Source organism: Rhizobium brockwellii (assembly GCF_000769405.2).
In the GTDB taxonomy this organism is placed as follows: domain Bacteria; phylum Pseudomonadota; class Alphaproteobacteria; order Rhizobiales; family Rhizobiaceae; genus Rhizobium; species Rhizobium brockwellii.
In genome coordinates, this window is record NZ_CP053439.1 from 157,268 (window position 1) to 181,644 (window position 24,377).

The following is a 24,377-nucleotide window of genomic DNA, read 5'->3' on the forward strand; positions in this document are numbered from 1 at the left end:
AGATTTACATGAACACCTTCAAGCTCACCGTTGCCGCGCTCGCCGCAACTGCTGCTTTCGCTGGCGCTGCCGTCGCCCGCGACCAGATTCAGGTTGCTGGTTCGTCCACCGTCCTGCCTTACGCAAAGATCGTTGCCGAGTCCTTCGGCGAAACCTTCACCAACTTCAAGACGCCGGTCGTTGAATCCGGCGGCACGGGCGCTGGTCTGAAGGAATTCTGCAAGGGCGTTGGCGAAGACACCATCGACATTGCAAACGCCTCGCGTCCGATCAACAAGAACGAAGCCGAAGCCTGCAAGGCTGCCGGCGTAACCGACATCCAGGAAGTCAAGATCGGCTACGACGGCATCGTCTTCGCAACCGACGCTTCCAACCCTGACGTCGCCTACGTTCCTGCCGACATCTACAAGGCCCTCGCAGCCCAGGTCGTCGTCGACGGCAAGCTCGTCGCCAACCCCTACAAGAAGTGGTCGGAAGTCAACCCGAAGCTTCCGGCTGTTGATATCGCGGCCTACATCCCGGGCGAAAAGCACGGCACCCGCGAAGTCTTCGAACTGAACGTTCTCGCTGCCGGCTGCAAGGCCGCTGGCGCACAGGAAGTCATCGCCAAGGAAGTCGCCGACAAGGCTGCCCAGGCGAAGGCCTGCGTCGCAGTCCGCAAGGACGGCGCTGCTGTCGACATCGACGGCGACTATCCGGAAACCCTGGCACGCATCGCCGCCAACAAGACCGGCGTCGGCGTATTCGGCCTTTCCTTCTATGAAAACAACGCCGACAAGCTCAAGGTTGCGAGCATGAGCGGTATCGTTCCGTCCACCGAAACGATCGCCAACGGCACCTACCCGGTTTCCCGCCCGCTGTTCTTCTACGTCAAGAAGGCACATCTCGGCGCTGTTCCGGGCCTGAAGGAATACGTCAACTTCTTCGTATCCGACCAGATGATCGGCCCTGACAGCCCGCTCGTCGAATACGGCCTCGTTGCCGCTCCGGATGCCGAGCGCGACGCAATCCGCAAGGACGTCGAAGCCGGCAAGTCCATGTAATCATTTTGCCGGCGCGGTCCTTCTTGGCCCGCGCCGGCATTGCTTATGTCCCTGCGCGCCGGCGGTTCTGGAGCTGCAGGGTTGGAATTCCTTCTCCATGATTGGAAGCTGAAGGCAGGCTGATGAAGCTGCCGGGCTTTTTGGGGGCTATGGGCCTGGGGACGTAACGAATGAGCACATCCATCATACTTTTGTGCCTTGTGGTGATCGGTGCCGCCGCCTATCTGGTCGCGCGCAGTCGTGCCACGGCGCTTGCCGGAGGCCGATCCTCCGCATTGCATTCACGGCCGGTCTATTACGGCGCCTATGCGGCGATCTGGGCAGTTCTTCCCGCCCTCCTCGTCCTCTGCCTCTGGCTCTCCATCAGCCCCGGCATCATTCAGTCCTCGGTTCGCGGTGCTTTCCCCGACGACATCAAAGCGCAAGCCGCAGTCGAGCAGGATCTCGGCTATTCGACGGTGGCGACGGTTGCCCGCGGCATGACGATGCTGACCTCGGATGAAACTGCCGCGGTCGCCAACGATCCGGCTGCCCTGCAGGCCAAGCTCCTCGAAAAGGGCGTGCCGCTCGCCAGCCAGCCGCTGCCTTACATGCTCGACGCCGCCAAAAAGCTCAACGCGATGAGCATGACGAGCCGCATCGCCATGACGGCGATCGTCTTTGCTCTCGCCGTTGCCGGTGCCTTCTATGCGCTGCGTTCCATCGCTCCGCGCTTCCGCGCCCGCAACCGGGTCGAGCGCGTCATGCTCTGGGGCCTGCTGCTTGCCTCCTCGATCGCCATCCTGACGACGATCGGCATCGTCTTCTCCATGCTGTCGGAAGCCGCCCGCTTCTTTGCGGCCGTTCCCGCCATGGACTTCTTTTTCGGCACCGTCTGGGATCCGCGCTTTGCCGGCGCCGGCAGCTCCTCCTTCGGCCAGTTCGGCTTGATCCCGCTGCTGCTCGGCACGATCTATATCGGTCTGGTCGCCATGCTGGTCGCCGTGCCGGTCGGCCTCTTTGCCGCCATCTACATGGCCGAATACGCCTCGCCGAAGCTGCGCGGCGTCGCCAAACCGCTCCTCGAAGTGCTCGCCGGCATTCCGACGATCGTCTACGGCTTCTTCGCGCTCGTCACCGTCGGCCCGTTCCTGCGCGATTTCTCAGCCCAGATCAGCGGCCTTCTGTCCGGCAACTACAGCAACTTCATCCAGGCGCAGAGCGTTCTGACGGCCGGCATCGTCATGGGCATCATGCTGATCCCTTACGTCTCCTCGCTGTCGGACGACATCATCACCGCCGTGCCGCGGACCTTGCGCGACGGTTCGCTCGGTCTTGGTGCCACACGCTCCGAAACCATCAAGAAAGTGGTTTTGCCGGCCGCTCTTCCCGGCATTGTCGGCGCATTGCTGATGACGGCCTCGCGCGCCATCGGTGAAACCATGATCGTCGTGCTGGCCGCCGGTGTCGCCGCCCGCATCCAGATCAACCCCTTCGAGCCGATGACGACGGTGACCGTCAAGATCGTCAACCAGCTGACCGGCGACCTTGAGTTCACCTCGCCGCAGACGCTGGTTGCCTTTGCCCTTGGCATCACCCTGTTCTGCATCACGCTTTGCCTCAATATCTATGCGCTCTACATCGTGCGCAAATACCGGGAGCAGTACGAATGACGGATATTGTTTCTCCCACATCAGGCGTCACCGTTTCCAAGGCGCCAGTGCGCCGCGATATCGGCATCAAGCGCCGCTATGCCGCCGAGCGCCGGTTCCAGGCCTATGGCATCGCCGCCATCACCTTCGGTCTCGTCTTCCTCTTCATCCTGCTGTGGACGGTGATCGGCAAAGGTTATACCGCCTTCCAGCAGACGGCGATCACCCTGCCGATCGAATTCTCCGAGAAGACGATCGACCCGAACAACAAGCGTGCGACCGACCCTTCGGTGTTGATCGCCGCCAACTATCCGGTTCTCCTGCGCGACGCGATCGTCAAGCAGCTGAACGTCAATGCCGCGAGCCGTCCCGATGTGCGCGATGCATCCGCCATGCTCTCCAAGGGTGCGCCGGTTCAGCTGCGCGACATGGTCGTCGCCGATCCGTCGATCATCGGCAAGACGGTCAATGTCACGGTGCTTGCCGACGCCAATGTCGACAGCGCCAACAAGGGCCAGATCGATCTGTCGGTCGATGAGAAGAACCGCAAGGTCAACGACAAGCAGGTTGGCTGGATGAACGAGCTGAAGGCGAGTGGCGCTCTCCACAAGCAGTTCAACACCGGCCTCTTCGTCAACGGCAATTCCAGCCGCCCGGAGGCCGCGGGCCTGGGCGTCGCCCTGATCGGCTCGCTCTACCTGATGCTGATCGTGCTCGTGCTGGCGCTGCCGATCGGCGTCGCCGCCTCGATCTATCTCGAGGAGTTTGCGCCGAAGAACAAGCTGACGGACCTGATCGAGGTCAACATCAACAACCTCGCCGCGGTCCCCTCGATCGTCTACGGTCTGCTCGGTCTTTCCGTCTTCATCAACTTCATCGGCCTGCCGCGCTCGGCCTCGCTGGTCGGCGGCCTGGTGCTGACGCTGATGACCCTGCCGACGATCATCATCGCGACGCGCGCCGCCCTTCGCGCCGTGCCGCCGTCGATCCGCGCCGCGGCCCTCGGCCTCGGCGCTTCGAAGATGCAGATGGTGTTCCACCATGTTCTGCCGCTCGCCATGCCCGGCATCCTCACCGGCACGATCATCGGCCTGGCGCATGCGCTCGGCGAAACCGCGCCGCTGCTTCTGATCGGCATGGTCGCCTTCGTCGCCAACGCGCCGACGACACCGCTCGATCCCTCGACGGCTCTGCCCGTACAGGTCTATATGTGGGCCAACGAGGCCGAACGTGCCTTCGTTGAGCGTACTTCGGGTGCCATCATCGTCCTGCTCCTGTTCCTGATCGTCATGAACATGGGCGCCATCCTCTTGCGTCGTCGCTTCGAGCGCCGCTGGTAAACGGAGTTACAAGATCATGAACATGTTGACGGAAGCTGCAGTTGAAAAGGCGCTGGATCACAAGATGAGCAACGTCCCGTATAAGATGATCGGAAAGGATGTCTCGGTTTACTACGGCGAAAAGCGCGCGCTATTCGATGTGAACCTGAACATCCGCGAAAACACCGTAACCGCCCTGATCGGCCCGTCCGGCTGCGGCAAGTCGACCTTCCTGCGCAGCCTCAACCGCATGAACGACACGATCGACGGCTGCCGCGTCACCGGCAAGATCACGCTCGACACCGACGATATCTATGATCCCGATATCGACGTCGTCGAACTTCGCGCCCGCGTCGGCATGGTCTTCCAGAAGCCGAACCCGTTCCCGAAGACGATCTACGAAAACGTCTCCTACGGCCCGCGCATCCATGGCCTCGCCAAGTCGAAGGCCGATCTCGACCAGATCGTCGAGACCAGCCTGCAGCGCGCCGGCCTCTGGAACGAGGTCAAGGACCGCGTGCACGAGTCCGGCACCGGCCTGTCGGGCGGTCAGCAGCAGCGCCTCTGCATTGCGCGTGCCGTCGCCGTCAGCCCGGAAGTGATCCTGATGGACGAGCCCTGCTCGGCGCTCGACCCGATCGCCACCGCCAAGGTCGAGGAGCTGATCCACGAGCTGCGCGAGAACTACACGATCGTCATCGTCACCCACTCCATGCAGCAGGCCGCGCGTGTTTCGCAGCGCACCGCCATGTTCCACCTCGGCAATCTCGTCGAGGAGAACGACACCGACAAGATGTTCACCAATCCCGACGATCCGCGCACCCAGGACTACATCATGGGTCGCTTCGGCTGATTTTGGCGTCACCAAGCCTTTCCGTTATTCGAGGATAAAGCCCCATGGCATCGACACATATTTATTCTGCCTATGATGATGATCTGAAGTTCCTGTCCAGGCGGATTTCCGAAATGGGCGGCCTGGCCGAGCAGATGGTCGCCGAAGCCGTGCGGGCGCTCGTCAACGGCGATACCGCGCTGGCGCAGAAGGTCATCTCCGACGATGTGATCCTCGATCACGCCGAACGCGAAATCGGCGACAAGGCGATCGTCACCATCGCCCGCCGCCAGCCGATGGCCGCGGACCTGCGCGAAATCATGGGTTCGATCCGCATCGCCGCCGATCTCGAACGTGTCGGCGACCTCGGCAAGAACACTGCCAAGCGCGTCATCGCCGTCCAAAGCACCGGCGTTCCCCGCAAGCTCGCCCGCGGCCTCGAGCATCTGTCCGAGCTGGCGCTCGTCCAGCTCAAGGAAGTGCTCGACGTCTACACCAATCGTTCCGCCGACAAGGCGAATGCGATCCGCGAACGCGACAACGAGATCGACGCGATGTACACCTCGCTGTTCCGCGAGCTCCTGACCTACATGATGGAAGATCCGCGCAACATCACCAGCTGCACGCATCTTCTCTTCTGCGCCAAGAACATCGAGCGCATCGGCGACCACGCCACCAACATCGCCGAGACGATCTTTTACATGACGACAGGCGCGCAGCCGGAAGGCGACCGTCCGAAGGACGACAGCGCCAACACCGTCGGCGCGGTCACCGAATAACCGCCTACACCCCGCCGCTTGCGTGCGCGCCCATCCGGGCGCGCAAGAGGTCGCAGCCAATTTCTGAATTTGCGCAGGATGCATTGCTTAAATCACCCTGGTTTAAGGATCATGCGCGAGGAGACCGACACGCATGATCCCGAGAGTTGCAGTTGTTGAAGACGAGGAAGCCCTCAGCGTGCTTCTTCGCTACAATCTCGAAGCGGAAGGCTTCGAGGTCGATACCATCCTTCGTGGCGACGAAGCCGAAATGCGGCTTCAGGAGCGCACGCCCGATCTTCTCATCCTTGATTGGATGCTGCCCGGCGTCTCCGGCATCGAGCTCTGCCGGCGCCTGCGCATGCGGCCGGAGACCGAGCGTCTGCCGATCATCATGCTGACGGCGCGCGGCGAAGAGAGCGAGCGTGTCCGCGGATTGTCGACGGGCGCCGACGATTATGTCGTCAAGCCCTTCTCGACCCCCGAGCTCGTTGCCCGCGTCAAGGCGATGCTGCGTCGCGCCCGTCCCGAGGTGCTGTCGACGGTGCTGAAATGCGGTGACATCGAGCTCGACCGTGAGACCCATCGCGTCCATCGCAAGACCCGCGAAGTCCGCCTCGGCCCCACCGAATTCCGCCTGCTGGAATTCCTGATGTCGTCGCCGGGCCGGGTCTTCTCCCGCTCACAGCTGTTGGATGGTGTCTGGGGCCACGATATCTATGTCGACGAGCGCACCGTCGACGTCCATGTCGGCCGCCTGCGCAAGGCGCTGAATTTCTCCAACATGCAGGACGTCATCCGCACCGTCCGCGGCGCCGGTTATTCGATGGAAGCCTGAGGGCTTTCATCTGAGCCTGCTGGCAAAGCCCCGGCAAAACCCGCGACGTCATCCTCGGCCTTGTGCCGAGGATCTGCGCACGCCAAATTAAGCATTTGAAAATAAAGTTTTTTCTCTCAAGTGGTTGAGGTGATCAGATGCTCGGCACAAGGCCGAGCATGACGGAGGGAAACCTGAGCTTCCATCCGCGCATAAAAAAACGGGCCACTCGGCCCGTTTTCTGCATTCTAACGATGGTCAGCCCCCTCAGCTGGCCCGCGCGGCTGCCCGGCGGCGTTCGTTGACCGGCTGGTAGGCAAGCTTCTGGTGATAGCTGCAATAGGGCGAATTGTCGGGGGATTCGCAGCCGCAGAAATGGAAGTCGTCCTTCAGCGGATCGCCGACCGGCCACTTGCAGGTGCGCTCGGTCAGTTCCGTCAGGCCGAGGCGGCGCGAAATCGGCACCACCACATTGCCTCTCGGCACGTATTCCATTTCCTCGATCGTTTCGATCTCGATCTCTTCCTTCAGCATCGTCGCGCCCTGCTGGCGGGTGACGGTGCGGGTGGTGATCCGAGAGGCGAAGTTCGGCGCGCGCGGCGCCGATGTATTGCGCTTCGGCGTTCGCGCCGCGGTGTTGGTGCCGCCGGCCTTGGCACGGCCGGGAAGGCACAGCCGGTGCACTTTACCGATGACCGCGTTTCGGCTGACACCGCCAAGTTGTGCCGCGATCTGGCTGGCGCTCAGTCCTTCGGCCCAAAGCTTCTTGAGTTTCTCGACCCGCTCGTCTGTCCAGTTCATGCCCTGTCTCCACCTTTTGCGTTGGTGATGGCAGAATCCCTCACCGTTGTCCCGGGAGCTCCGAAACAAGAAACGCTTGATCAATTTTGGTGACTAGTTCCGCCGCATGCAGTCTAGTAATTGATCTTTAACCTAGTGTGAGCCTGACTCCGTGACAAGAGTCGCATGAATCCGGATGAATCGAATTCGTAGTTTTCCCCAACTTGCTGTCCCTGCGTGGCATTTCTGCAATAATGCCTGTTGAAGACTGAAAATGCCGCTGTACACCTGTGCTGCATACGCTAAGGGCGCCGTTTTGTTGACATTGCAGCGCGAAAAGGAAATAGTGCCACTCGCCGCCGCAAGGCGGCATTTTTGATTTTTCGGGCCTGGTTTCCTTAGCCGGAGTCATTGCCCGGCAACTTTGATGGAGATCGCGCCATGGCTGAAGCCGCGCCGCTTTATGACACCTATTCTCGTGCCCCACTGCGGTTCGAGCGAGGCGAGGGCGTATGGCTGATCACCGAAACTGGCGAGCGATATCTCGATTTCGGCGCCGGCGTCGCCGTCACCTCCGTCGGCCACAGCAATCCGCATGTGGTCGGCGCGCTGAAGGAGCAGGCCGACAAGGTCTGGCACCTGTCGAACATCTATGAGATCCCCGGACAGGAGCGTCTGGCTAAACGCCTGACCGACGCCACCTTCGCCGACAAGGTGTTCTTCACCAACTCAGGTGCCGAGGCGCTCGAATGCGCGATCAAGACGGCCCGCCGCTATCAGTTTTCCAAGGGCCATCCCGAGCGCTTCCATATCATCACCTTCGAAGGCGCCTTCCACGGACGGACGCTGGCGACGATCGCCGCCGGCGGCCAGGAAAAATATCTCGAAGGTTTCGGCCCCAAGGCGCCGGGTTTCGATCAGGTGCCTTTCGGTGATATCGAAGCGGTCCGCGCCGCGATCACCGAGGCGACGTCCGCCATCCTCATCGAGCCGGTGCAGGGCGAGGGCGGCGTTCGTCCTGCCACGCCTGAGTTCATGAAGGCGCTTCGCCAGCTCTGCGACGACAACGATCTGCTGTTGATCCTCGACGAGGTCCAGACCGGCGTCGGCCGCACCGGCAAGCTCTTCGCCCATGAATGGTCGGGCATCACACCCGACATCATGGCGGTCGCCAAGGGCATCGGCGGCGGTTTCCCGCTCGGCGCCTGCCTTGCCACATCAGAGGCCGCCTCCGGCATGAAGGCCGGCACCCATGGTTCGACCTATGGCGGCAATCCGCTTGCCATGGCCGTCGGCAGCGCCGTGCTCGACATCATCCTGGCCGATGGCTTCCTCCAGCAGGTGCGCGATGTCGCGTTGGTCTTCCGCCAGGGCCTCGCCTCGCTGAAGGATCGCTACCCCGATGTGATCGAGGATATCAGAGGCGAGGGGCTGTTGCTCGGCATCAAGGCTGCCGTTCCCTCAGCCGAACTGCTGCAGGCGATCCGCGCCGCCCATCTGCTCGGCGTACCCGCCGGCGACAACGTCATTCGCCTTCTTCCGCCGCTCGTGGTCACCGCCGAGGAAGCCCGCGAGGGCCTTGCCCGCGTCGAGCGCGCCGCCGAGAGCATTCGCGCCTCCAAGGTCAAGAAGACGGCTTGAAGAGATTGCCGCCTTCGGGCGCAGCACAGGTAAGAAGACGATATGAGCCCTAAACATTTCCTCGATCTTTCGGCAGTCACATCAGCCGATCTCAGAACCATCATGAACGATGCGCTTTCCCGCAAGCAGGCCTTCAAGGCAGGCCAGGGCGACAAGCCGCTCGCCGGCAAGATGCTGGCGATGATCTTCGAGAAGCCGTCGACCCGCACCCGCGTCTCCTTCGACGTCGGCATGCGCCAGCTCGGCGGCGAAACGCTGTTCCTCTCCGGCACCGAGATGCAGCTTGGCCGCGCCGAGACGATCGGCGACACCGCCAAGGTGCTGTCGCGTTATGTCGATGCGATCATGATCCGCACCACCGAGCATTCCCGGCTGGTCGAGCTGGCCCAGCATGCGACCGTGCCTGTGATCAATGCGCTGACGGATGACACCCATCCCTGCCAGATCATGGCCGATATCATGACCTTCGAAGAGCACCGCGGCCCGATCAAGGGCAAGACCATCGCCTGGACCGGCGACGGCAACAATGTGCTGCATTCGCTGGTCGAGGGTGCCGCGCGTTTCGGCTACCGCATGAACATGGCCGTACCCCTTGGCTCGGAGCCCAAGGATCACTATCTGAACTGGGCCCGCAATGAGGGCGCCGAAATCATGCTCTGCCATGATGCCGACCGTGCGGTCGCCGGCGTCGATTGCGTGGTGACCGATACCTGGGTCTCCATGAATCAGGAACATCGGGCCCGGGGTCACAATGTCTTCCAGCCTTATCAGGTCAACGCGGCCTTGATGGCGAAAGCCGGCAATGATGCATTGTTCATGCATTGCCTGCCCGCTCATCGCGGTGAGGAAGTGACGGACGAAGTGATCGACGGTCCGCAATCCGTGGTCTTCGATGAGGCGGAAAACCGTCTTCATGCGCAGAAGTCGATTCTTGCTTGGTGCCTGGGCGCGATCTGAACCATAATCGGACGTCGCGAGAGACAGACTCGCGACCGCGTGAGCGAAGGGCACGCTGGCCCATCGCTCTGAAACTAGGAGTTAAAAGCCATGGCAGAAGCTGCAGCCGCCCTCGGCCAGTTTGATTTCGCCGGCGATGACCATGTCGTCCCCTTCCAGGTGGAAGGGCTGGATGTGCGCGGCCGCGCCGTCCAGCTCGGCCCGATGCTCGATGCGATCCTCGAGCGTCATCATTATCCCGCACCCGTTGCCCGGCTGCTTGCCGAAGTCGTCGTGCTGACGGTGCTGCTCGGCACCTCGCTGAAGTTCGACGGCAAGTTCACGGTGCAGACCAAGGGCGACGGCCCGGTCGATCTTCTCGTCGCCGATTTCTCGACGCCGGAAAATGTCCGCGCCTACGCCCGTTTCGATCAGGCGCTGCTCAACAAGGCGATCGAGTCAGGCGAAACCGAGCCGGAGCAATTGCTCGGCAAGGGCATTCTCGCCTTCACCATCGACCAAGGCAAGTTCAGCCAGCCCTACCAGGGCATCGTTCCGCTCGACGGCACCACGCTGGAAGATATTGCCGGCGTCTATTTCCGCCAGTCGGAGCAGATCCCGACGCGCGTCCGTCTTGCCGCGGCCGAACTGTTCGACCGTGACGATGCGGGCAAGCCGCGCCATCGCTGGCGGGCAGGCGGCCTCGTCGCCCAGTTCCTTCCGGAAGCGCCGGAGCGCATGCGCCAGCCGGATCTCCACGGCGGCGACGGCGACACCGGCAGCCGCCCGCATGGCGAGGACGATGCCTGGCTCGAAGCCCGTTCGCTGGTCGAGACCATTGATGCCGATGAACTGACCGATCCGCTTGTTGGCACCGAGCGGCTGCTGTTCCGCCTGTTCCACGAGCGTGGCGTGCGCGTCTACGAACCGCGCGCCGTCTTCGACCGCTGCAGCTGCTCGCGCGACAAGATCAAGGGCGTGCTCAAGGGCTTTTCGGCCGAGGAGATCGAAGCCAGCCAGGAAAACGGCGAAATCGCCGTCACCTGCGAATTCTGCTCGACCACCTACCACTTCGAGCCGGCCGAGCTTCAGCCGGCCGAATAGGCTCAGTTCGCATTGACGGCTGCCCCTCACCCTAACCCTCTCCCCGTAAACGGGGCGAGGGACGTGCCTTGCGAGAGGTGGGCGAGGAACGGAGATGTCGGCGGCATGGTCCTTTCTCCCCGTTTACGGGGAGAAAGTGGCGGCAGCCGGATGAGGGGCCGGTATCGGCGATCTCGTGGGCCGAGGTGTCGTACCGCCTGTGGCGTCATACCTCAGTTAAGCACGCGCAGCAGCCCAGGCGAATCCAGCGAGAAGGCGGGGATGTCGACATCGAACATCTCGCCTTCGTCCGTTTCCATCTGGTAATGACCGAACATCAGTCCTGAGGGCGTGTCGAGCGGGCAGCCGGAGGAATATTCGTAGGTGTCGCCAGGGCTGAGCCGCGGCTGTTCGCCGACGACGCCGGGACCGGTGACCTCGTCAACCTGGCCGTTCTGGTCGGTGATGTTCCAGTAACGATTGACCAGCCGAACGGCGATGCCGGAATTGTTGCTGATTACAATCCGATAACCCCAGACATAGCGGTCATCGTCCGGATCGGATTGCTCCTCCAGATAGAACGGTTCGACGACAACTTCGATGTCTCTTGTGAGGGCGCGATACATGCCTTGCACCTTAGTCAAGATATCTTACCCGTATCTTATAAGAGGCCCTGTCCGTCAAGAAACGGAACAATTATCATCGCTGAAATGGCTGTGATCCGAAGGGTTTTCGATCGTTAAGCCTAATTGTCAGTGTTAATTCCGTTTCGGAACGCCGCGGCGGGCAAACTTGTTCCCCCCCCCCCCGGTCTCACCTTGGTGAGATCCGGCCTCACCTTGGTGAGGTCCAGCACGGCCGAACCCCGAGCATGTCGCGCAAAGATCGCGACGTGCTTTGATGAGATCCGGCCGAACCCGCGTGAGATCCGGCCGTCATGACTGTCGATCAGGCCGAGACCTTGGCAAGCGCCTTGGCGAAATCCTCGATCAGGTCGTCGGTATCCTCGATCCCGGCCGAAAGGCGGACCGTGCCCGGAGAAATGCCGAGTTCGGCGCGCGCCTCATCCGTCAGGTTCTTGTGCGTCGTCGTCGCCGGATGGGTGATCAGGCTCTTGCTGTCGCCGAGATTGTTGGAGATCTTGACGATATCGAGCGCGTTCTGCAGCGCAAAGGCCGCATCCTTGCCGCCCTTCAGCTCGAAGGCGACCAGCGTCGAGCCGCCGGTCATCTGCTTGGCGATGATATCGGCCTGCGGATGGTCCTTGCGGCCGGGATAGATCACCTTGGCGACCTTGCCCTGCTCGGCCAGGAAATCGGCGATCTTTGCCGCATTCTCGGTCTGCTGACGCACGCGCAGCGGCAGCGTCTCGATGCCTTTCAACAGTGTCCAAGCATTGAACGGCGACATGGCCGGGCCGGTATGGCGAAAATAATCGTGCAGGTTCTCGTCGATCCATTCCTTGTCGGAAAGCACGACGCCGCCGAGGCAGCGGCCCTGGCCGTCAATATGCTTGGTGGCGGAATAAACGACGATATGGGCGCCGAGCTCCAAAGGCTTCTGGAAAAGCGGCGTGGCGAAGACATTGTCGACGACGACCTTGGCGCCGATCTGGTTGGCGAGCTTGGCGACGCCTGCGATATCGATTACTTCGAGCGTCGGATTGGTCGGGCTTTCCAGGAAGAACACCTTGGTCTTTGGCGTGATCGCCTTTTCCCAGTTCGCCAGATCCCGGCCGTCGATCAGCGTGCAGTCGATGCCGTATTTTGGCGCCAGCGTCTCGACGACCCAGCGGCAGGAGCCGAACAGGGCGCGCGCGGCGACGATATGATCGCCTGATTTCAGCTGGCAGAGGATCGCCGCGGTGACGGCGGCCATGCCGGAAGCCGTGGCGCGGGCGTCTTCGGCGCCTTCGAGCATGCACATGCGCTTTTCGAACATGTCGTTGGTGGGGCTGCCGTAGCGGGCATAGATGAAGCCCTCCGTCTCGCCCTTGAAGCGGGCTTCGGCCGCCTCCGACGTCTCGTAGACGAAACCTTGGGTGAGATAGATTGCCTCGGACGTCTCGCCATATTGCGAACGCAGCGTGCCACCGTGGACGAGTTGGGTTGCCGGGCGCCAGGTCTTGCTCATGCCATCACCTTCACATAAAAAAAACCGGTCGCAAAAGCAGACCGGTTTCAACCCGGTCTTTTTAGCCACTTGTTTAACGTGGCTGCAAGCCGACCGGCCAAATCACCACGGGATAATTCTGCAATACTGCTGTTAGCTGCTTGCGTCAATTCCCCGAGTTTGGTTTTGTCGGCGGCAAATGATGGATGAGGCATGATGGCTCGCGAAACGGGAATTCTGGCGGATCGCGCGATCTCCGCGCTGTTCGAAACGGGGCGTCTGATCTCCGAGCGGGAGCTGGACCGCGACCAGATCCAGCCGGCAAGCCTCGACCTGCGCTTGGGCGGCAAGGCTTTTCGCGTGCGCGCCAGCTTCATGCCAGGCCCCTCGCATCTGGTGTCCGACAAGCTCGACCGGCTGAGCCTGCACGTGATCGACCTGTCCGAAGGCGCGGTGCTCGAAACCGGCTGCGTCTACATCGTGCCGCTGATGGAGAGCTTAGCGCTGCCGGTCGACATGTCGGCCTCGGCCAATCCGAAGAGCTCGACCGGGCGCCTCGATATCTTTACCCGCGTCATCACCGATTACGCCCAGGAATTCGACAAGATCCCGGCAGGCTATTCCGGCCCGCTCTATCTCGAAATCAGCCCGCGCACCTTCCCGATCGTCGTGCGCCGCGGCTCACGCCTGTCGCAGATCCGTTTCCGCGTCGGCCAGGCCCTGCTCGGCGAGCCGGAACTGTTGAAGCTGCACGAGAGCGAGACGCTAGTCGCCAGCAAGCTGCCGAACGTATCAGGCGGCGGCATTGCCCTGTCGATCGACCTCGCCGGAGACAAGGACGGCCTGATCGGTTATCGCGGCAAACATCACACTGCCGTCGTCGACGTCGACAAGAAGGCCGAGCACGACCTCTTCGATTTCTGGGAGCCCCTCCACAGTCGCGGCCGCAACGAGCTGATCCTCGATCCCGACGAATTCTATATCCTCGTCTCGCGCGAGGCCGTGCACGTGCCGCCGGATTATGCAGCCGAGATGACCCCGTTCGATCCGCTGGTCGGCGAATTCCGCGTTCATTATGCCGGCTTCTTCGATCCGGGCTTCGGCCATGCGCCTGCCGGCGGGCGCGGCAGCCGTGCCGTGCTCGAAGTGCGCAGCCACGAGGTGCCCTTCATCCTCGAAGACGGCCAGATCGTCGGCCGCCTCGTCTACGAACATATGCAGGAAAAGCCCGCCAGCCTCTACGGCTCCGGTCTCGGCTCGAACTACCAGGCCCAGGGCCTCAAACTCTCGAAGCACTTCCGCATCTGAGCCTTCCCGACCGCCGCGACTTGACAGCGGCCCACATCTGTTGGAAATCTCGCTTCATCGCGGGTGTAGCTCAATGGTAGAGCAGCAGCTTCCCAAGCTGAATACGAGGGTTCGATTCCCTTCACCCGCTCCAGCTATTCATCCATCGATATTAGATAACGGCGGCTGGCGACCCAGTTAAGCCAAGGCTTTCCAGTTTTTCTTATGTTTCCGGCAGAACTTGCTGGGGACCGGTGAAAGCTGGTCCCCATCGACTTTCGGAGAAGCAAGCTGCAACTCGCTGTGCTTGAACGAGTTGGAAACCTTCGGCACTACCTCACTTCGGCAGTTGAGATTTACACGCCGACCAAGACCTAATCCCCGAAAAACCGGATCTGCTTGTACCGACGATGCGCGATGGTCACGCTCCTGTCGGGCCAGATGATATAGGCTTCCTCCACGTGCCGGCGCTATTAGTCGATGAAATCATGCGGAAAGGCCGAGCGTTGCGGCCCTTGTAGCCGGCATCGGCGACGATACGGGAAAGCGTTGCAACACATTGTCCGATGCAGCGTGCCGGCTTAAGGATGCGCCCGGTCATTCCGGGGAAGAACGATGGACGGCAAATTCGAAAGTTACGATGCTGAACAGCGGGCCATGATAGATTGGTTGACCGGCCGGTCCCCCGATGCTCGTCATGCTATTGCGCAAGATCTGAACTTCGACTTCGCTGAAGATGTGTTCGAGTGGATCCTGACGCAGCCGGACTGCGATCTGGCAACTGCCGCAAGCTATTTCTGGCGGACAGAACCTTTCGACCTTCTCGAAAATTCTGCCTACAGGAGCGAAGACAGCATGACGGTGCAGCGGCTGATAGACCGCGTCAATGCGGGTTTTTATAGCCGGTCGGAGATTTTTTATGGCGGGCAGGAGCCGCGAGAAGGCGAAGAGGTGGACAGCTCGACACTTGAAGAAGCCGAACTGCTTCGAGAGTTTGCGCACGACCATAAGGCTTCCAATCTTCCCTGGACTTTACCTGAGGCGTTAGTGCCGCCGTTTGGGCATCGCGCAGTTCGCATCTCGGATGAAGAAGATCCCGATAAATCGGAAGAGCTCAGAAAGCTCTTTGCCGGGCTCGGGACAGGTTCCGGACTAATTCCAGCAGAAGCGATGGGGGCGGATCAGCCTCCAGGAAAGATGCCGCAGCCGGCGCAACAATTCACCGTCGGAAAAAAGCAGCAGCGTCGAGCAGGTCGCCTTTCACGCCGTTCTACCTTTACATCGCATTCGTTGCGGCGGGATGGGGATTGAGCTACGTCTTCGACCCTCCCAGGCACGTATATACGGTGATGCTCTGTTGCTGTCTCGGGTTCGCCCGCGCCACGTTCACGCAAGTGCGATTTGGAATGAAAGAGAAGGCTGACAAACGAGTGCAGACAGTCTCAATGGAGAGAAGCGTGGGTACCGCCAGGGTGAAGCCTCAAGGAATTTACATACTCGATTCAAATGAAAATTATGGCTGGGAGTTCGCGAACCGGAAGAGGCTGCAGCCAGATAGCGGCCGCCTCGGCCTTAATCACTTGGGCGTTCCGTGGCCGAGTAGCATGCTCGATTTGCCGCGTGGCCCGTGGCGAATACCGGACTATGCCGAAACGCCAAAGCTGATATTTGATCCGAAGCGAAAGGTGCAAGACATTTATGCGGTAGAGTATTTCCTCTTCATCTCCGACAAAATGAAGAGCTTGCTTGAGGAATTTGCTCCAATGTCATGCGAATATCTGCTTTGCGAGACCGAGTTTTCGAATGGAAAAGCCGGCCCGAGAATCTGGCAGTGCAGCGTTGTCGATTCATACCGCAAGGCAGTGGATGTCGAGAGTTCCCCCTTAATTCGCGTCACTCAATGGGGCGGCTATATGATATCGGGCGGAGCTGACTGGCATTTTCTGCCTGATGTCCTCAAGGGCACGCAGCTCTTCCGCCTGGTTGAGTATGCGGGGTCAATTTTTTGCGATCAAACATTCAAGGACCTTTGCAAAGACAGAGGTATTAAAGGCACCTCTTTCCAACAGGTCGGCTTTTTACCGAAATAGGGGCCTCAAACCCCGAAAAACCGGATCGGCTTGTAACGGCGATGCGCGATGATCAGGCTTCTGTCGGGCTGGATGATGTAGGTTTCCTCCACCTGCTGGCCGTATTGATCGATGAAATCATGCGGAAGGCGGAACCAACCGGTGATTTGGTCAGTTTGGTGCGCGGCTGGCTATAGGTCATGCTTCCAGGGATGGGCTCGAGGCCGGGGCCGTCCGTTCGCCGCCTTTTGAAGGCGCTTCGTGATCTTTTATGAAAAGGGTTGCGCGCAGGCATCGGCTCCTACAAGGAAACAGATGGCGCCTCGGCCGCGCGCAACCCCTAGCTTCGCCTTTATTTGGTCTTACTGACGCTCGTCTCAATCCTCCCCAATTGAGAGCTCACGTAGTCGCCATGGCGAAGCTTAGCGAATTCGTCGGTGGCTTGTGCCGGTGCGCTCTTGAAAACGTACCATTCACCGTCCGGTTCGCGTTTCTGATAGATCAGGCCGCCCTTCTTGCGGTGGCTGAAGCAGGTGATTGCTGTCGCCGTTCCGGTCTTGGCGTGCCAGTCGGCGTTGAAGCAGAGTTTACCCGTCTCCGTGATGAACCAGCGGCCCATGCCGAAGGACGGCGAGCCATTTTCCTGCGACCAGGCGGTAAAGCGACGCGCCTTTGCGGAGAAGTAGCCGGCGCCGGCTTTCCACATCCAGGAATTCTGGTTGTAGAGCCGATAGATTTCCGCGCTGCTCATCGGCTTTGCGGTCTCGATCCCCGCAGGCTCATTGGTTCCGGAAGCCGACGCGGCCGTGGCGATACCGCTGGTCAGGGCCACGGCCAGGAACATTTTTTGAAGCATGGACATGTTCAGGTTCCTTCTTGTTCAATTGATGCTTTCGCGGACGACCCGCCAGTCGGGGCGGCCATAGCCGTCCGGCCACGGATAGACTTCACGGTCGTTGAAGTAGATAACGGCGCTGAGCGCCGGGAACTGGGGATAGCGTTTCGTTACGCTCTCAGCCCAGTTTCGCACGAAGGAATCGCCGCCTTCGTAGCCGAGTTCGGCAACCATAATGGGCTTGCCGTAAGCGGCGACACGGGCGTATCCGGGCGCAAGGTGCTCGGCAAACGTCTGGTCACGGCCAGTCTTGTCCCTGTCGTATTGCTCCAGGCCAAAGACCGAGAGCCCGATGAGATCGACGACATCGTTGCCGGGATAAAAGGCTTGAAGCCCCTCATTGCCCTTCGGTGACCACATGTATTTGGCCGTCTTCAGGTGGACCTTGCAGACCTCCACCATCCGGCGATAGGCCTTGGCATAATCGTCGCCCTGCCAATGCGACCAGGAGAACTGGCTGTCGGTTTCGTCCATTTCCTGTCCCCAGCGAACGATGACCGGACTTTTCAGCTTGGCAGCAGTCGAGCAGACGGCGGCCATGTTCGCATCGCGCGAACCGTTGAGGATGCTGTGCAGCAGTTCCTGCGAGGTTTGGCGCGAACCGGTCGACCAGGTCCAGGGCTCGACCGAGATCAGCAGGGTGCGGCCACGCGCTTGCGCATAATCATCGGCGAGGGCGAGCGTGCCCAGATCGACATCTTCCCAGGGCAGGAAGAGGTGTTCGATCTTCGAATCGGGCGAGGCGCCCAAATCTCCGTGCGGATCATAGGCGCCGAACGTGATCGACTCCTTCGTGACGACCGGCATTTTGGTCGGCGGCGCAATGGACGATGTCGTCAGCGGCTGCCCTTCGGCAAAGCTGCCCAGAGCGGTCGGCAGGACCGCGACTCCCGACAGCAACAGGCCGGTTAACGACAACAGGGCTATTTTGGATGGGCTATGCATTGTGTATTTCCTCCACGCTCGGCCGCACATCCGGGTGAGCGGCATCCGTTCTCAGTTGGATCTCCTCCGGATCGGAAATCCATCGTGGTTTGAAGAAGATCGTGCGCAGCGCGGTCCCGCCCCGGCCTGCACCGGAGGCGGCGTAGCGCTCTTCGAACAGCTGAAGGCGGCCGCTGCCCCAGGCGAGTGCCTCGGTCGCATCCTTTCCGCGCATGACGGTTGCAACCCCCGGCAGCGCGACGAGCGCAAGAAGCACGGTCGCCATCGCCGGACGGTAGAAACGCGGGGCCGCCGCAACAGTATTTTCCTTCGAATGGCGCCCGACGATGACCAAAAGCAGCGCGCAGTAGATTGCCGCGTTCAGAATGGTAAAGAAGTAACCACCCTTGGAGGCGCCGGCATCGCCGATTGCCAGCGCAGGCAATACCGCCATCAGCGCCAGCAAACCGTAGGGCGCCAGGACACGCACCGGCAGCAGATCGACTTCGGACCGCCCTTTCGGCGTGACGCGGAAATCGACGAAGGAGCCTGTCACAAAATCGTGCACCGCCGCCAGCGTGCCGGCGAGCGCCCAGGGCCAGCGCGCGAAGAGAAAGAGCATGCATTCCCAGCTCAGGATCTTGGCGTCGTAGGGGCGAAACGAGCTGCTGGCGCGCCAGCGATAGGCCATGACCACGAGAGCGATAGAAAGCGGTGCGAAATGCGCCAGGAAATCGGGATAGGTCACCGTCACGAAGTTCTGGCCGCGCACGAGCGCGATGATCGGCAGCGCAAACATGAGCAACATAAAGAACGCAAAAAGCGGATACCAGAGTTGCGAAAAGAGGAACTGGAACTTGAGCCGGGGCGGCAGCCGGCCGACGAGGCTCGGCGAGTACCGCAACAGCACCATGACCAGGCTGCGCGACCACTGGAATTCCTGCGTCACGAGGTCGCTGAAGGTTCTGGGGCCGTCACCATGGGCGATGGCATCCAGCGCATGCACCCCCCGCCAGCCATCGGCATTCATCATCAATGTCGTCGAATGGTCTTCAGCCAACTCCGGACCGAGGCCGCCGATCTGTTTGAGGGCGACGGTACGCACCGCGTAATGCGACCCTATGCACATCGGCGCCAGGCCGCCATTGTAACCGGCTTGGAGCGAGCCATGCATGCTGGCCTCGGCATAGAGCCTTCCACGTGCCGACCAGCTTTCGGAAGCGTTCTTGTCGCAAATGCTGGGGGCCGAGACATAGCCGACCTTTGGATCGGCGAACGGACGCAGCATCTGGAAAAGATAGTCGGGCGCGGGAACATGATCCGCATCGAGTTGCGCCACGAAATCGTAGCGGCTGTAGCCGTAGTGATCGTAGAAGAAGGCGAGGTTGCCTTCCTTGCACCGCGTGCGTCGGGGCCACGACGTCCGATGATAATCGGATCGCCCCTTGCGGGTCGAGACGAGGACCCCGTGACGGGAGCACCAGTCGAGAGTCTCGGGGGAAGGGTCTTCGTCGGCAAGCCAGGTGTCGTGTTCCACCTCCTGGGCAAGCATCGCCAGCAGGGTTTCACTGACGACCGAGAAGGGTTCGGCCGGCGCCTTGGTCACGACCATGGCCACTCGACTGCCCGCCGGCAGGCGCAAGGGACCGTTCGGTCTTGCCGCCCGATAGAAGACGACGATGAAATAGGCCGGCAGAGCGGTAACCCAGGCAAGAACGAGGCTCACCGTAATTGTGCCGAAAGCATCGACGTGATGGCGCGGCTCCAGCCACCAGATCCAGAAATAGGCGAAGGCGCAGGCCCATACGGCCGCCGAGAACAGATATTCGGTCCGCCGATGTCCGGTCAGAACCGGGACAAGAAGCGGCTCGTGGGAGGGTTCCGGAGCATGCGTCGCTTGGATAATCGCAAGTTCGGTCACGCGCGCGCCTCCAGTCCGAAGAACGGAGCCGCCGTCCGCACGATGGTTTCGAGGTCGGAATATCGAGGCTGGAAGCAGAGCGTCTCGCGGGCCAGGCTGGCGTCGGCGTAGAGGCTGGGCGGATCGCCCGGCCGGCGTGGATGAATGACGACCGGGACTTCGCAGCCGGTCGTTTCCTGGATCACGCGCAGCACGTCCCTGATGGAAAACCCCCGCCCCGTGCCGAGGTTGACAGCGAGATTTGCTCCGCCTTTGGTGAGATGGGTGAAGGCCTGAACATGGGCACGCGCCAGATCTGCGACGTGAATATAGTCCCTTATGCAGGTGCCGTCAGGGGTGTCGTAATCATCGCCGAATATCTCCAGGTGCGGAATCCGGCCGGCCGCGGCCAGCAGCGCCCGCGGAATGAGATGGGTTTCCGGAACGTGCCATTCGCCAAGCTCGCCGTCCGGATCGGCTCCACAGGCATTGAAGTAACGCAGGGCAACATACCGCAGGCCGTAGGCCGCCGCATAATCGGCGAGCATATGCTCGAAGATCAGCTTGGTCTTGCCGTAGGGATTGATCGGAGCCTTCGGCAACGTCTCATCGATCGGCAGCACGGAAGGGACGCCGTAGACGGCACAGCTCGATGAGAAGATGACGTTTTGAAGCCCCGTCTGCCGGCAGGCATCGATAAGCGACAATGCACCGCAGACATTGTTATTGTAATATTTCGCCGGGTTTTCCACGGACTCGCCGACGTAGGCCGAGGCGGCAAAGTGGATGACGGCATCGGGAGCATATTTCTCGATGACCTCGATCAGGCATGACGTGTCGAGGACGTCACCTTCGACGAAAGGCCCCCAGCGCACGGACGAACGGTTTCCGGTCGTGAGATTGTCGTAGACGACAGGCTCAATCCCCTCCGAGCGGAGGAGCTTGGCCGTGTGGCTGCCGATATAGCCGGCACCGCCCGTGACCAGGACCCGGGGCGCATCCATCAGACCGCCTCCAGCTCGCGTGCCGGACGGGTGAGAACGCCATCGAAATAGTCGATCGTCTGACGCAGGCCGCTCGACAAGTCGATCTTCGGCCGCCAGTCGAGTTCCTGCATGGCAAGCGAAATATCGGGGCGACGCTGACGGGGATCGTCAACCGGCAGAGCGCGATGGATGATTTGCGACCGGGAACCGGTCAATGCGATCACCTGCTCGGCCAGCTCCCGGATCGTGAATTCGCCCGGATTGCCGAGATTGACGGGCCCCGTCAGCGACGACGGCGAGGCCATCATGCGGACCATGCCGCCGATGAGATCATCGACGAAACAGAACGAGCGGGTCTGGGAACCGTCGCCATATATCGTGATGTCTTGCCCCGTCAGGGCCTGGACGATGAAATTCGAGACGACGCGGCCGTCGTCCGGACGCATCCGCGGGCCGTAGGTGTTGAAGATGCGGATGATCTTGATCTCGACGCCGTGCGTGTTGTGGAAGTCGAAGAACAGCGTCTCGGCGCACCGCTTGCCCTCGTCATAGCAGGAGCGCGGCCCGAACGAATTGACGTTGCCCCAGTAGCTTTCGACCTGCGGGTGGACGTTCGGGTCGCCGTAGACTTCGGAGGTGGATGCCTGAAGGATGCGTGCGCCGGTGCGCGCGGCCAGCTCCAGAAGGTTGAGGGAGCCCAGCACGCAGGTCTTTGTCGTATGGATCGGATCGGCCTGATAATGCGGGGGCGATGCCGGGCAGGCGAGGTTATAGATCTCGTCGACTTCCAGATCGAGCGGGTGGACGATATCGTGGGCGACGACATTGAAGCGATCGACTCGCTTCAGATGGACGATATTGCGCCGCATGCCGGTGGAAAAGTTGTCGAGGCAGATCACCTGGTGTCCGGCGGCCAAAAGCGTGTCGCACAGATGCGATCCGAGGAAACCCGCACCGCCGGTGACAAGAACTCTCTTGGGAGCGCGAGATATTCCGGATGAATAATTTGTATCACGAGCCGAAGCTTGTACAGAGCGCGCACGAATCCTGCCAAGATAGTTCACGACTACCTCCCGTGTTTTCAGATTTTGCTATGGGATCTTCGATCTTTACTTCGACATCTCGCGAAACCAAGTCGTTCGATCATGCGAATATTTTATTCGTCCGGTTTTTCTTTTGGAATGAACCGATGCTTATTTAGATACAGCTAAGAAAGGCAATTGTCGTTATCCTCACGTCCTGGAAATTATCGCTCCGTACATTTCAGAGCGAAAAGGTGTATGGTAAACAACTTATGGAGGAGAATCTTCGGGCAATTCCGCTTTTTCAGACGGAGTTCTGCGGAGATTTCAGCCGCAAAACAATTGCTTTTCTCAATTTCCATGGCTCGGATTGGGTTATGCGCTGGAGGAATTGGATGGCTAAAGGGTCTGAATCCGACGATGATCCTGCCGCGGAACAGGAACGGCCGGCGCATATGGAGCGGCGGCGCTGGCCGCGTGAACCGGCCATGCGCAAGGAACGCCCGCCCCACGCCTCCCCTGCACTCGTGCCGCTGCGATTCTCGACGCAGGACCTGCCACCGGCAGAACAATTCCAGGCCTGGCGGGCACATATGGCGCCGCTCGTGGATGTTCATCTGCCGGAGGGAAAATCACCGGAAGACGGGTTCCTCGCGGAGCAGATCGGCTGGCATCTCGGCGATATCCTGATCGTCCAGCAGCGCGCGCATGCCCACAGATATGTCCGCGATCAGGCCATGCTTCGATCGAGCCCCATCGACCATTGGAACGTCGGCCTGCAGCGCAGCGGCCAAGCCTGGACCGAGGTCAACCGTCGTGTCACCGAGACCAGTGCCGGCGAGATACTTTTCATCTCTCTCGGCAGCCCCTATCGCGGACGGATGACCGATACCGAAGCTTTGCTCGTGTTCCTGCCGTATGAGCTGCTGGCTCGCGATGCGAGCCTTCTCCAGAGCGCCGGCAACACGGTTCTTTCGGGCAGCCACGCCGAGTTGCTCACGGGCTATCTCACGGGCCTCGAAACGAACCTCGGGAATCTGACGATAGAGGAAGTGCCCCGGATCATCCAAACCATCGGCGATATGGTCGTTGCGGGCGCCGCGTCGTCCACAAGGACTGATACAGGTCAAAACCAGACCAACGTGGGACTGATGGAGCGGGCGCACCGCTACATTCACGTCAATCTCCATTCGGAAAACTTGACACCGGACATGATGTGCCGCGCGTTGGGGATTTCGCGTACGCGGCTTTACCAGCTGTTTGAGGCGAACGGGGGCGTGCTCAATTATATTCGCAAGCGGCGATTGCTGCAGGCCTATGCGGATCTCAGCAATTCGGCCGACCACAGGCCGATTTCAGAAATCGCAGAAGCCGCCGGTTTCGAGGTCGCCGCCAATTTTACGCGCGCCTTCATCCACGAATTCGGGCTGAGCCCGCGTGAAATCCGAAGGACGATGGCAACCCAACAGCGGCCGGCTCCGGCCATCCGCTCGACGCGGCGTTACGGAAAAACGATCGGTGATTGGCTGGCCCTGACGAGTTGACCCGGCTCGGGCTGAAATCCGGACTCGAAGTCCGTTCAGCGGCGGTCGACGCGCTTGCCGAAGACACAGCGGACTTGATCCAGACCCATGGCCTCCGTTCGCAATTGAGGGAATATTTCCCTTCACCCGCTCCATCTCCCGCAAACCACGCCGACCAGGAAAGGCTCTAATCCCCGAAGAACCGGATCGGCTTGTATTGCCGATGCGCGATGATCAGGCTCCGGTCGGGCTGGATGATGTAGGTTTCTTCCACTTGCCGGCCGTATTGGTCGATGAAATCATGCGGGAAGGCGGAACCAACCGGCGATTTGGTGAGCTTGGTGCGCGGTTGGCCGCTATAGGTGATGCTTCCCGGGATGGGTTCGAGGCCCGGGCCGCTGTAGCTGACGGTGTTGCATCCCGCGAGAACGAGCGTGCCGACGAGGCCGATGATTGCAGGTTTCATATCCATCCCTCCCAATGCCGTGAATTGTGTCACTCTACGCCTTGCCGGAGAGAGTTCACGACACAAATGCCCATGCCGCTCCTCAATCCTTTGGGAAGCATTCCCGGGGACGTCGTGATCGAGCGGCCGGACGCAACATCACCTATGGATATTAGGGTGAGAATCCCGTTCCTCCAGATGCGCCGACGCATCCATTGCCGAAACCGGTGCTGTCTGCTAGATCGGCATCGTCGAAAAAGGCAGGATCGGTTGAGGTAAGCCCGGTCCCTTCCGTAAAGCGTCAAGAGCGCTCTCACGGAAGCTCTGCTCCGTGCCATGGCACGAGAACCCGCGACGTGATCCGCATGAAGATG

General features: G+C 60.8%; 22 protein-coding genes, 1 tRNA gene, 1 pseudogene and 1 riboswitch. Of the genes and pseudogenes, 14 read left to right on the forward strand and 10 right to left on the reverse strand.

Annotated features, from left to right (window positions below; translation table 11 throughout):
* Positions 1-8 precede the first annotated feature (8 nt).
* From RLCC275e_RS00790 to phoB, 6 genes are all read left to right on the forward strand, one after another.
* Positions 9-1,043: a substrate-binding domain-containing protein gene (locus tag RLCC275e_RS00790; protein WP_130707163.1), complete on the forward strand. Its 1,035-nt coding sequence runs from the start codon at positions 9-11 to the stop codon at positions 1,041-1,043.
* A 170-nt stretch (positions 1,044-1,213) separates the two neighbouring features.
* Complete coding sequence (gene pstC / locus RLCC275e_RS00795) at positions 1,214-2,695, forward strand: phosphate ABC transporter permease subunit PstC (RefSeq protein WP_027681884.1); 1,482 nt, start codon at positions 1,214-1,216, stop codon at positions 2,693-2,695.
* Complete coding sequence (pstA, locus tag RLCC275e_RS00800; RefSeq protein ID WP_003556196.1) at positions 2,692-4,014, forward strand: phosphate ABC transporter permease PstA; 1,323 nt, start codon at positions 2,692-2,694, stop codon at positions 4,012-4,014. The genes pstC and pstA overlap by 4 nt, the downstream gene beginning before the upstream one ends.
* 16 nt (positions 4,015-4,030) lie before the next feature.
* On the forward strand, positions 4,031-4,846 hold the full coding sequence (pstB, locus tag RLCC275e_RS00805; protein ID WP_003556197.1) for a phosphate ABC transporter ATP-binding protein PstB: 816 nt from the start codon (positions 4,031-4,033) through the stop codon (positions 4,844-4,846).
* A 44-nt stretch (positions 4,847-4,890) separates the two neighbouring features.
* Complete coding sequence (gene phoU / locus RLCC275e_RS00810; protein ID WP_024321049.1) at positions 4,891-5,604, forward strand: phosphate signaling complex protein PhoU; 714 nt, start codon at positions 4,891-4,893, stop codon at positions 5,602-5,604.
* Positions 5,605-5,737: 133 nt separating this feature from the next.
* Positions 5,738-6,421 carry a phosphate regulon transcriptional regulator PhoB gene (gene phoB, locus RLCC275e_RS00815; RefSeq protein WP_003545181.1) on the forward strand — a complete coding sequence of 228 codons (684 nt, stop codon included), beginning with the start codon at positions 5,738-5,740 and terminating at the stop codon, positions 6,419-6,421.
* A gap of 246 nt (positions 6,422-6,667) precedes the next feature.
* On the opposite strand, the gene RLCC275e_RS00820 is transcribed toward phoB, so the two are convergent.
* Positions 6,668-7,201, reverse strand: coding sequence for a GcrA family cell cycle regulator (locus RLCC275e_RS00820; protein WP_003545183.1), 534 nt, complete (start codon positions 7,199-7,201; stop codon positions 6,668-6,670).
* A gap of 420 nt (positions 7,202-7,621) precedes the next feature.
* Between RLCC275e_RS00820 and RLCC275e_RS00825 the strand changes: the two genes are divergently transcribed.
* The 3 genes from RLCC275e_RS00825 (at position 7,622) to RLCC275e_RS00835 (ending at position 10,861) form a co-directional block, all read left to right on the forward strand.
* A complete protein-coding gene (locus tag RLCC275e_RS00825) occupies positions 7,622-8,821 on the forward strand; it encodes an aspartate aminotransferase family protein (protein WP_033181496.1) in 1,200 nt (399 codons plus the stop codon).
* A gap of 42 nt (positions 8,822-8,863) precedes the next feature.
* Complete coding sequence (gene argF / locus RLCC275e_RS00830; RefSeq protein ID WP_003545186.1) at positions 8,864-9,778, forward strand: ornithine carbamoyltransferase; 915 nt, start codon at positions 8,864-8,866, stop codon at positions 9,776-9,778.
* A gap of 90 nt (positions 9,779-9,868) precedes the next feature.
* Positions 9,869-10,861, forward strand: a complete 993-nt coding sequence (locus RLCC275e_RS00835; protein ID WP_024321047.1) for an Hsp33 family molecular chaperone — start codon at positions 9,869-9,871, stop codon at positions 10,859-10,861.
* 212 nt (positions 10,862-11,073) lie between these two features.
* On the opposite strand, the gene apaG is transcribed toward RLCC275e_RS00835, so the two are convergent.
* The gene (gene apaG / locus RLCC275e_RS00840; RefSeq protein ID WP_003556205.1) at positions 11,074-11,466 is read right to left on the reverse strand and encodes a Co2+/Mg2+ efflux facilitator ApaG/CorD; all 393 of its coding nucleotides are present in this window, start codon (positions 11,464-11,466) and stop codon (positions 11,074-11,076) included.
* Positions 11,467-11,788: 322 nt separating this feature from the next.
* Positions 11,789-12,973, reverse strand: coding sequence for an O-succinylhomoserine sulfhydrylase (locus RLCC275e_RS00845; protein WP_003556207.1), 1,185 nt, complete (start codon positions 12,971-12,973; stop codon positions 11,789-11,791).
* A 40-nt stretch (positions 12,974-13,013) separates the two neighbouring features.
* Positions 13,014-13,092, reverse strand: a riboswitch (SAM riboswitch).
* A 73-nt stretch (positions 13,093-13,165) separates the two neighbouring features.
* On the opposite strand from RLCC275e_RS00845, the gene RLCC275e_RS00850 reads away from it, so the two are divergent.
* The 4 genes from RLCC275e_RS00850 to RLCC275e_RS00865 all read left to right on the forward strand — a co-directional run bounded on the left by RLCC275e_RS00850 (position 13,166) and on the right by RLCC275e_RS00865 (position 16,329).
* Positions 13,166-14,260, forward strand: a complete 1,095-nt coding sequence (locus RLCC275e_RS00850; RefSeq protein ID WP_018483955.1) for a 2'-deoxycytidine 5'-triphosphate deaminase — start codon at positions 13,166-13,168, stop codon at positions 14,258-14,260.
* Positions 14,261-14,319: 59 nt separating this feature from the next.
* Positions 14,320-14,393: transfer RNA gene (locus RLCC275e_RS00855), tRNA-Gly, on the forward strand.
* 461 nt (positions 14,394-14,854) lie between these two features.
* Complete coding sequence (locus RLCC275e_RS00860) at positions 14,855-15,550, forward strand: DUF4274 domain-containing protein (protein WP_033181497.1); 696 nt, start codon at positions 14,855-14,857, stop codon at positions 15,548-15,550.
* Positions 15,551-15,696: 146 nt separating this feature from the next.
* The gene (locus tag RLCC275e_RS00865; RefSeq protein ID WP_130707167.1) at positions 15,697-16,329 is read left to right on the forward strand and encodes an imm11 family protein; all 633 of its coding nucleotides are present in this window, start codon (positions 15,697-15,699) and stop codon (positions 16,327-16,329) included.
* A gap of 5 nt (positions 16,330-16,334) precedes the next feature.
* Here RLCC275e_RS00865 and RLCC275e_RS00870 read toward each other — a convergent pair.
* The 6 genes and pseudogenes from RLCC275e_RS00870 to RLCC275e_RS00895 form a co-directional block, all read right to left on the reverse strand.
* Positions 16,335-16,603, reverse strand: a pseudogene (locus RLCC275e_RS00870) (hypothetical protein).
* A 57-nt stretch (positions 16,604-16,660) separates the two neighbouring features.
* Positions 16,661-17,170: a DUF995 domain-containing protein gene (locus RLCC275e_RS00875; protein WP_033181498.1), complete on the reverse strand. Its 510-nt coding sequence runs from the start codon at positions 17,168-17,170 to the stop codon at positions 16,661-16,663.
* Between the two features lie 18 nt (positions 17,171-17,188).
* On the reverse strand, positions 17,189-18,148 hold the full coding sequence (locus RLCC275e_RS00880; RefSeq protein ID WP_438269880.1) for a glycoside hydrolase family 26 protein: 960 nt from the start codon (positions 18,146-18,148) through the stop codon (positions 17,189-17,191).
* Positions 18,141-20,048 carry a glycosyltransferase family 2 protein gene (locus RLCC275e_RS00885; RefSeq protein ID WP_033181500.1) on the reverse strand — a complete coding sequence of 636 codons (1,908 nt, stop codon included), beginning with the start codon at positions 20,046-20,048 and terminating at the stop codon, positions 18,141-18,143. The genes RLCC275e_RS00880 and RLCC275e_RS00885 overlap by 8 nt, the downstream gene beginning before the upstream one ends.
* Positions 20,045-21,031, reverse strand: a complete 987-nt coding sequence (gene galE, locus RLCC275e_RS00890; RefSeq protein ID WP_033181501.1) for a UDP-glucose 4-epimerase GalE — start codon at positions 21,029-21,031, stop codon at positions 20,045-20,047. The genes RLCC275e_RS00885 and galE overlap by 4 nt, the downstream gene beginning before the upstream one ends.
* Positions 21,031-22,077, reverse strand: a complete 1,047-nt coding sequence (locus RLCC275e_RS00895) for a UDP-glucuronic acid decarboxylase family protein (RefSeq protein ID WP_033181502.1) — start codon at positions 22,075-22,077, stop codon at positions 21,031-21,033. The genes galE and RLCC275e_RS00895 overlap by 1 nt, the downstream gene beginning before the upstream one ends.
* A gap of 353 nt (positions 22,078-22,430) precedes the next feature.
* Between RLCC275e_RS00895 and RLCC275e_RS00900 the strand changes: the two genes are divergently transcribed.
* The gene (locus tag RLCC275e_RS00900; RefSeq protein ID WP_033181790.1) at positions 22,431-23,579 is read left to right on the forward strand and encodes a helix-turn-helix domain-containing protein; all 1,149 of its coding nucleotides are present in this window, start codon (positions 22,431-22,433) and stop codon (positions 23,577-23,579) included.
* Positions 23,580-23,745: 166 nt separating this feature from the next.
* Here the strand turns inward: RLCC275e_RS00900 and RLCC275e_RS00905 are convergent, their stop codons facing one another.
* A complete protein-coding gene (locus tag RLCC275e_RS00905) occupies positions 23,746-24,024 on the reverse strand; it encodes a hypothetical protein (RefSeq protein ID WP_003556229.1) in 279 nt (92 codons plus the stop codon).
* Between the last annotated feature and the right edge of the window lie 353 nt (positions 24,025-24,377).

What these genes read in the sequence shown, in the direction of transcription:
- RLCC275e_RS00790 (WP_130707163.1), top strand. Translation starts at nt 9, where the DNA reads ATGAACACCTTCAAGCTCACCGTTGCCGCGCTCGCCGCAACTGCTGCT.
- galE (WP_033181501.1), bottom strand. Translation starts at nt 21,031, where the DNA reads ATGGATGCGCCCCGGGTCCTGGTCACGGGCGGTGCCGGCTATATCGGC.
- RLCC275e_RS00905 (WP_003556229.1), bottom strand. Translation starts at nt 24,024, where the DNA reads ATGAAACCTGCAATCATCGGCCTCGTCGGCACGCTCGTTCTCGCGGGA.
- RLCC275e_RS00825 (WP_033181496.1), top strand. Translation starts at nt 7,622, where the DNA reads ATGGCTGAAGCCGCGCCGCTTTATGACACCTATTCTCGTGCCCCACTG.
- RLCC275e_RS00850 (WP_018483955.1), top strand. Translation starts at nt 13,166, where the DNA reads ATGATGGCTCGCGAAACGGGAATTCTGGCGGATCGCGCGATCTCCGCG.
- pstB (WP_003556197.1), top strand. Translation starts at nt 4,031, where the DNA reads ATGAACATGTTGACGGAAGCTGCAGTTGAAAAGGCGCTGGATCACAAG.
- apaG (WP_003556205.1), bottom strand. Translation starts at nt 11,466, where the DNA reads ATGTATCGCGCCCTCACAAGAGACATCGAAGTTGTCGTCGAACCGTTC.
- RLCC275e_RS00860 (WP_033181497.1), top strand. Translation starts at nt 14,855, where the DNA reads ATGGACGGCAAATTCGAAAGTTACGATGCTGAACAGCGGGCCATGATA.
- RLCC275e_RS00900 (WP_033181790.1), top strand. Translation starts at nt 22,431, where the DNA reads ATGGCTAAAGGGTCTGAATCCGACGATGATCCTGCCGCGGAACAGGAA.
- RLCC275e_RS00880 (WP_438269880.1), bottom strand. Translation starts at nt 18,148, where the DNA reads ATGCATAGCCCATCCAAAATAGCCCTGTTGTCGTTAACCGGCCTGTTG.
- RLCC275e_RS00875 (WP_033181498.1), bottom strand. Translation starts at nt 17,170, where the DNA reads ATGTCCATGCTTCAAAAAATGTTCCTGGCCGTGGCCCTGACCAGCGGT.
- RLCC275e_RS00820 (WP_003545183.1), bottom strand. Translation starts at nt 7,201, where the DNA reads ATGAACTGGACAGACGAGCGGGTCGAGAAACTCAAGAAGCTTTGGGCC.
- RLCC275e_RS00845 (WP_003556207.1), bottom strand. Translation starts at nt 12,973, where the DNA reads ATGAGCAAGACCTGGCGCCCGGCAACCCAACTCGTCCACGGTGGCACG.
- pstA (WP_003556196.1), top strand. Translation starts at nt 2,692, where the DNA reads ATGACGGATATTGTTTCTCCCACATCAGGCGTCACCGTTTCCAAGGCG.
- phoB (WP_003545181.1), top strand. Translation starts at nt 5,738, where the DNA reads ATGATCCCGAGAGTTGCAGTTGTTGAAGACGAGGAAGCCCTCAGCGTG.
- pstC (WP_027681884.1), top strand. Translation starts at nt 1,214, where the DNA reads ATGAGCACATCCATCATACTTTTGTGCCTTGTGGTGATCGGTGCCGCC.
- phoU (WP_024321049.1), top strand. Translation starts at nt 4,891, where the DNA reads ATGGCATCGACACATATTTATTCTGCCTATGATGATGATCTGAAGTTC.
- argF (WP_003545186.1), top strand. Translation starts at nt 8,864, where the DNA reads ATGAGCCCTAAACATTTCCTCGATCTTTCGGCAGTCACATCAGCCGAT.
- RLCC275e_RS00835 (WP_024321047.1), top strand. Translation starts at nt 9,869, where the DNA reads ATGGCAGAAGCTGCAGCCGCCCTCGGCCAGTTTGATTTCGCCGGCGAT.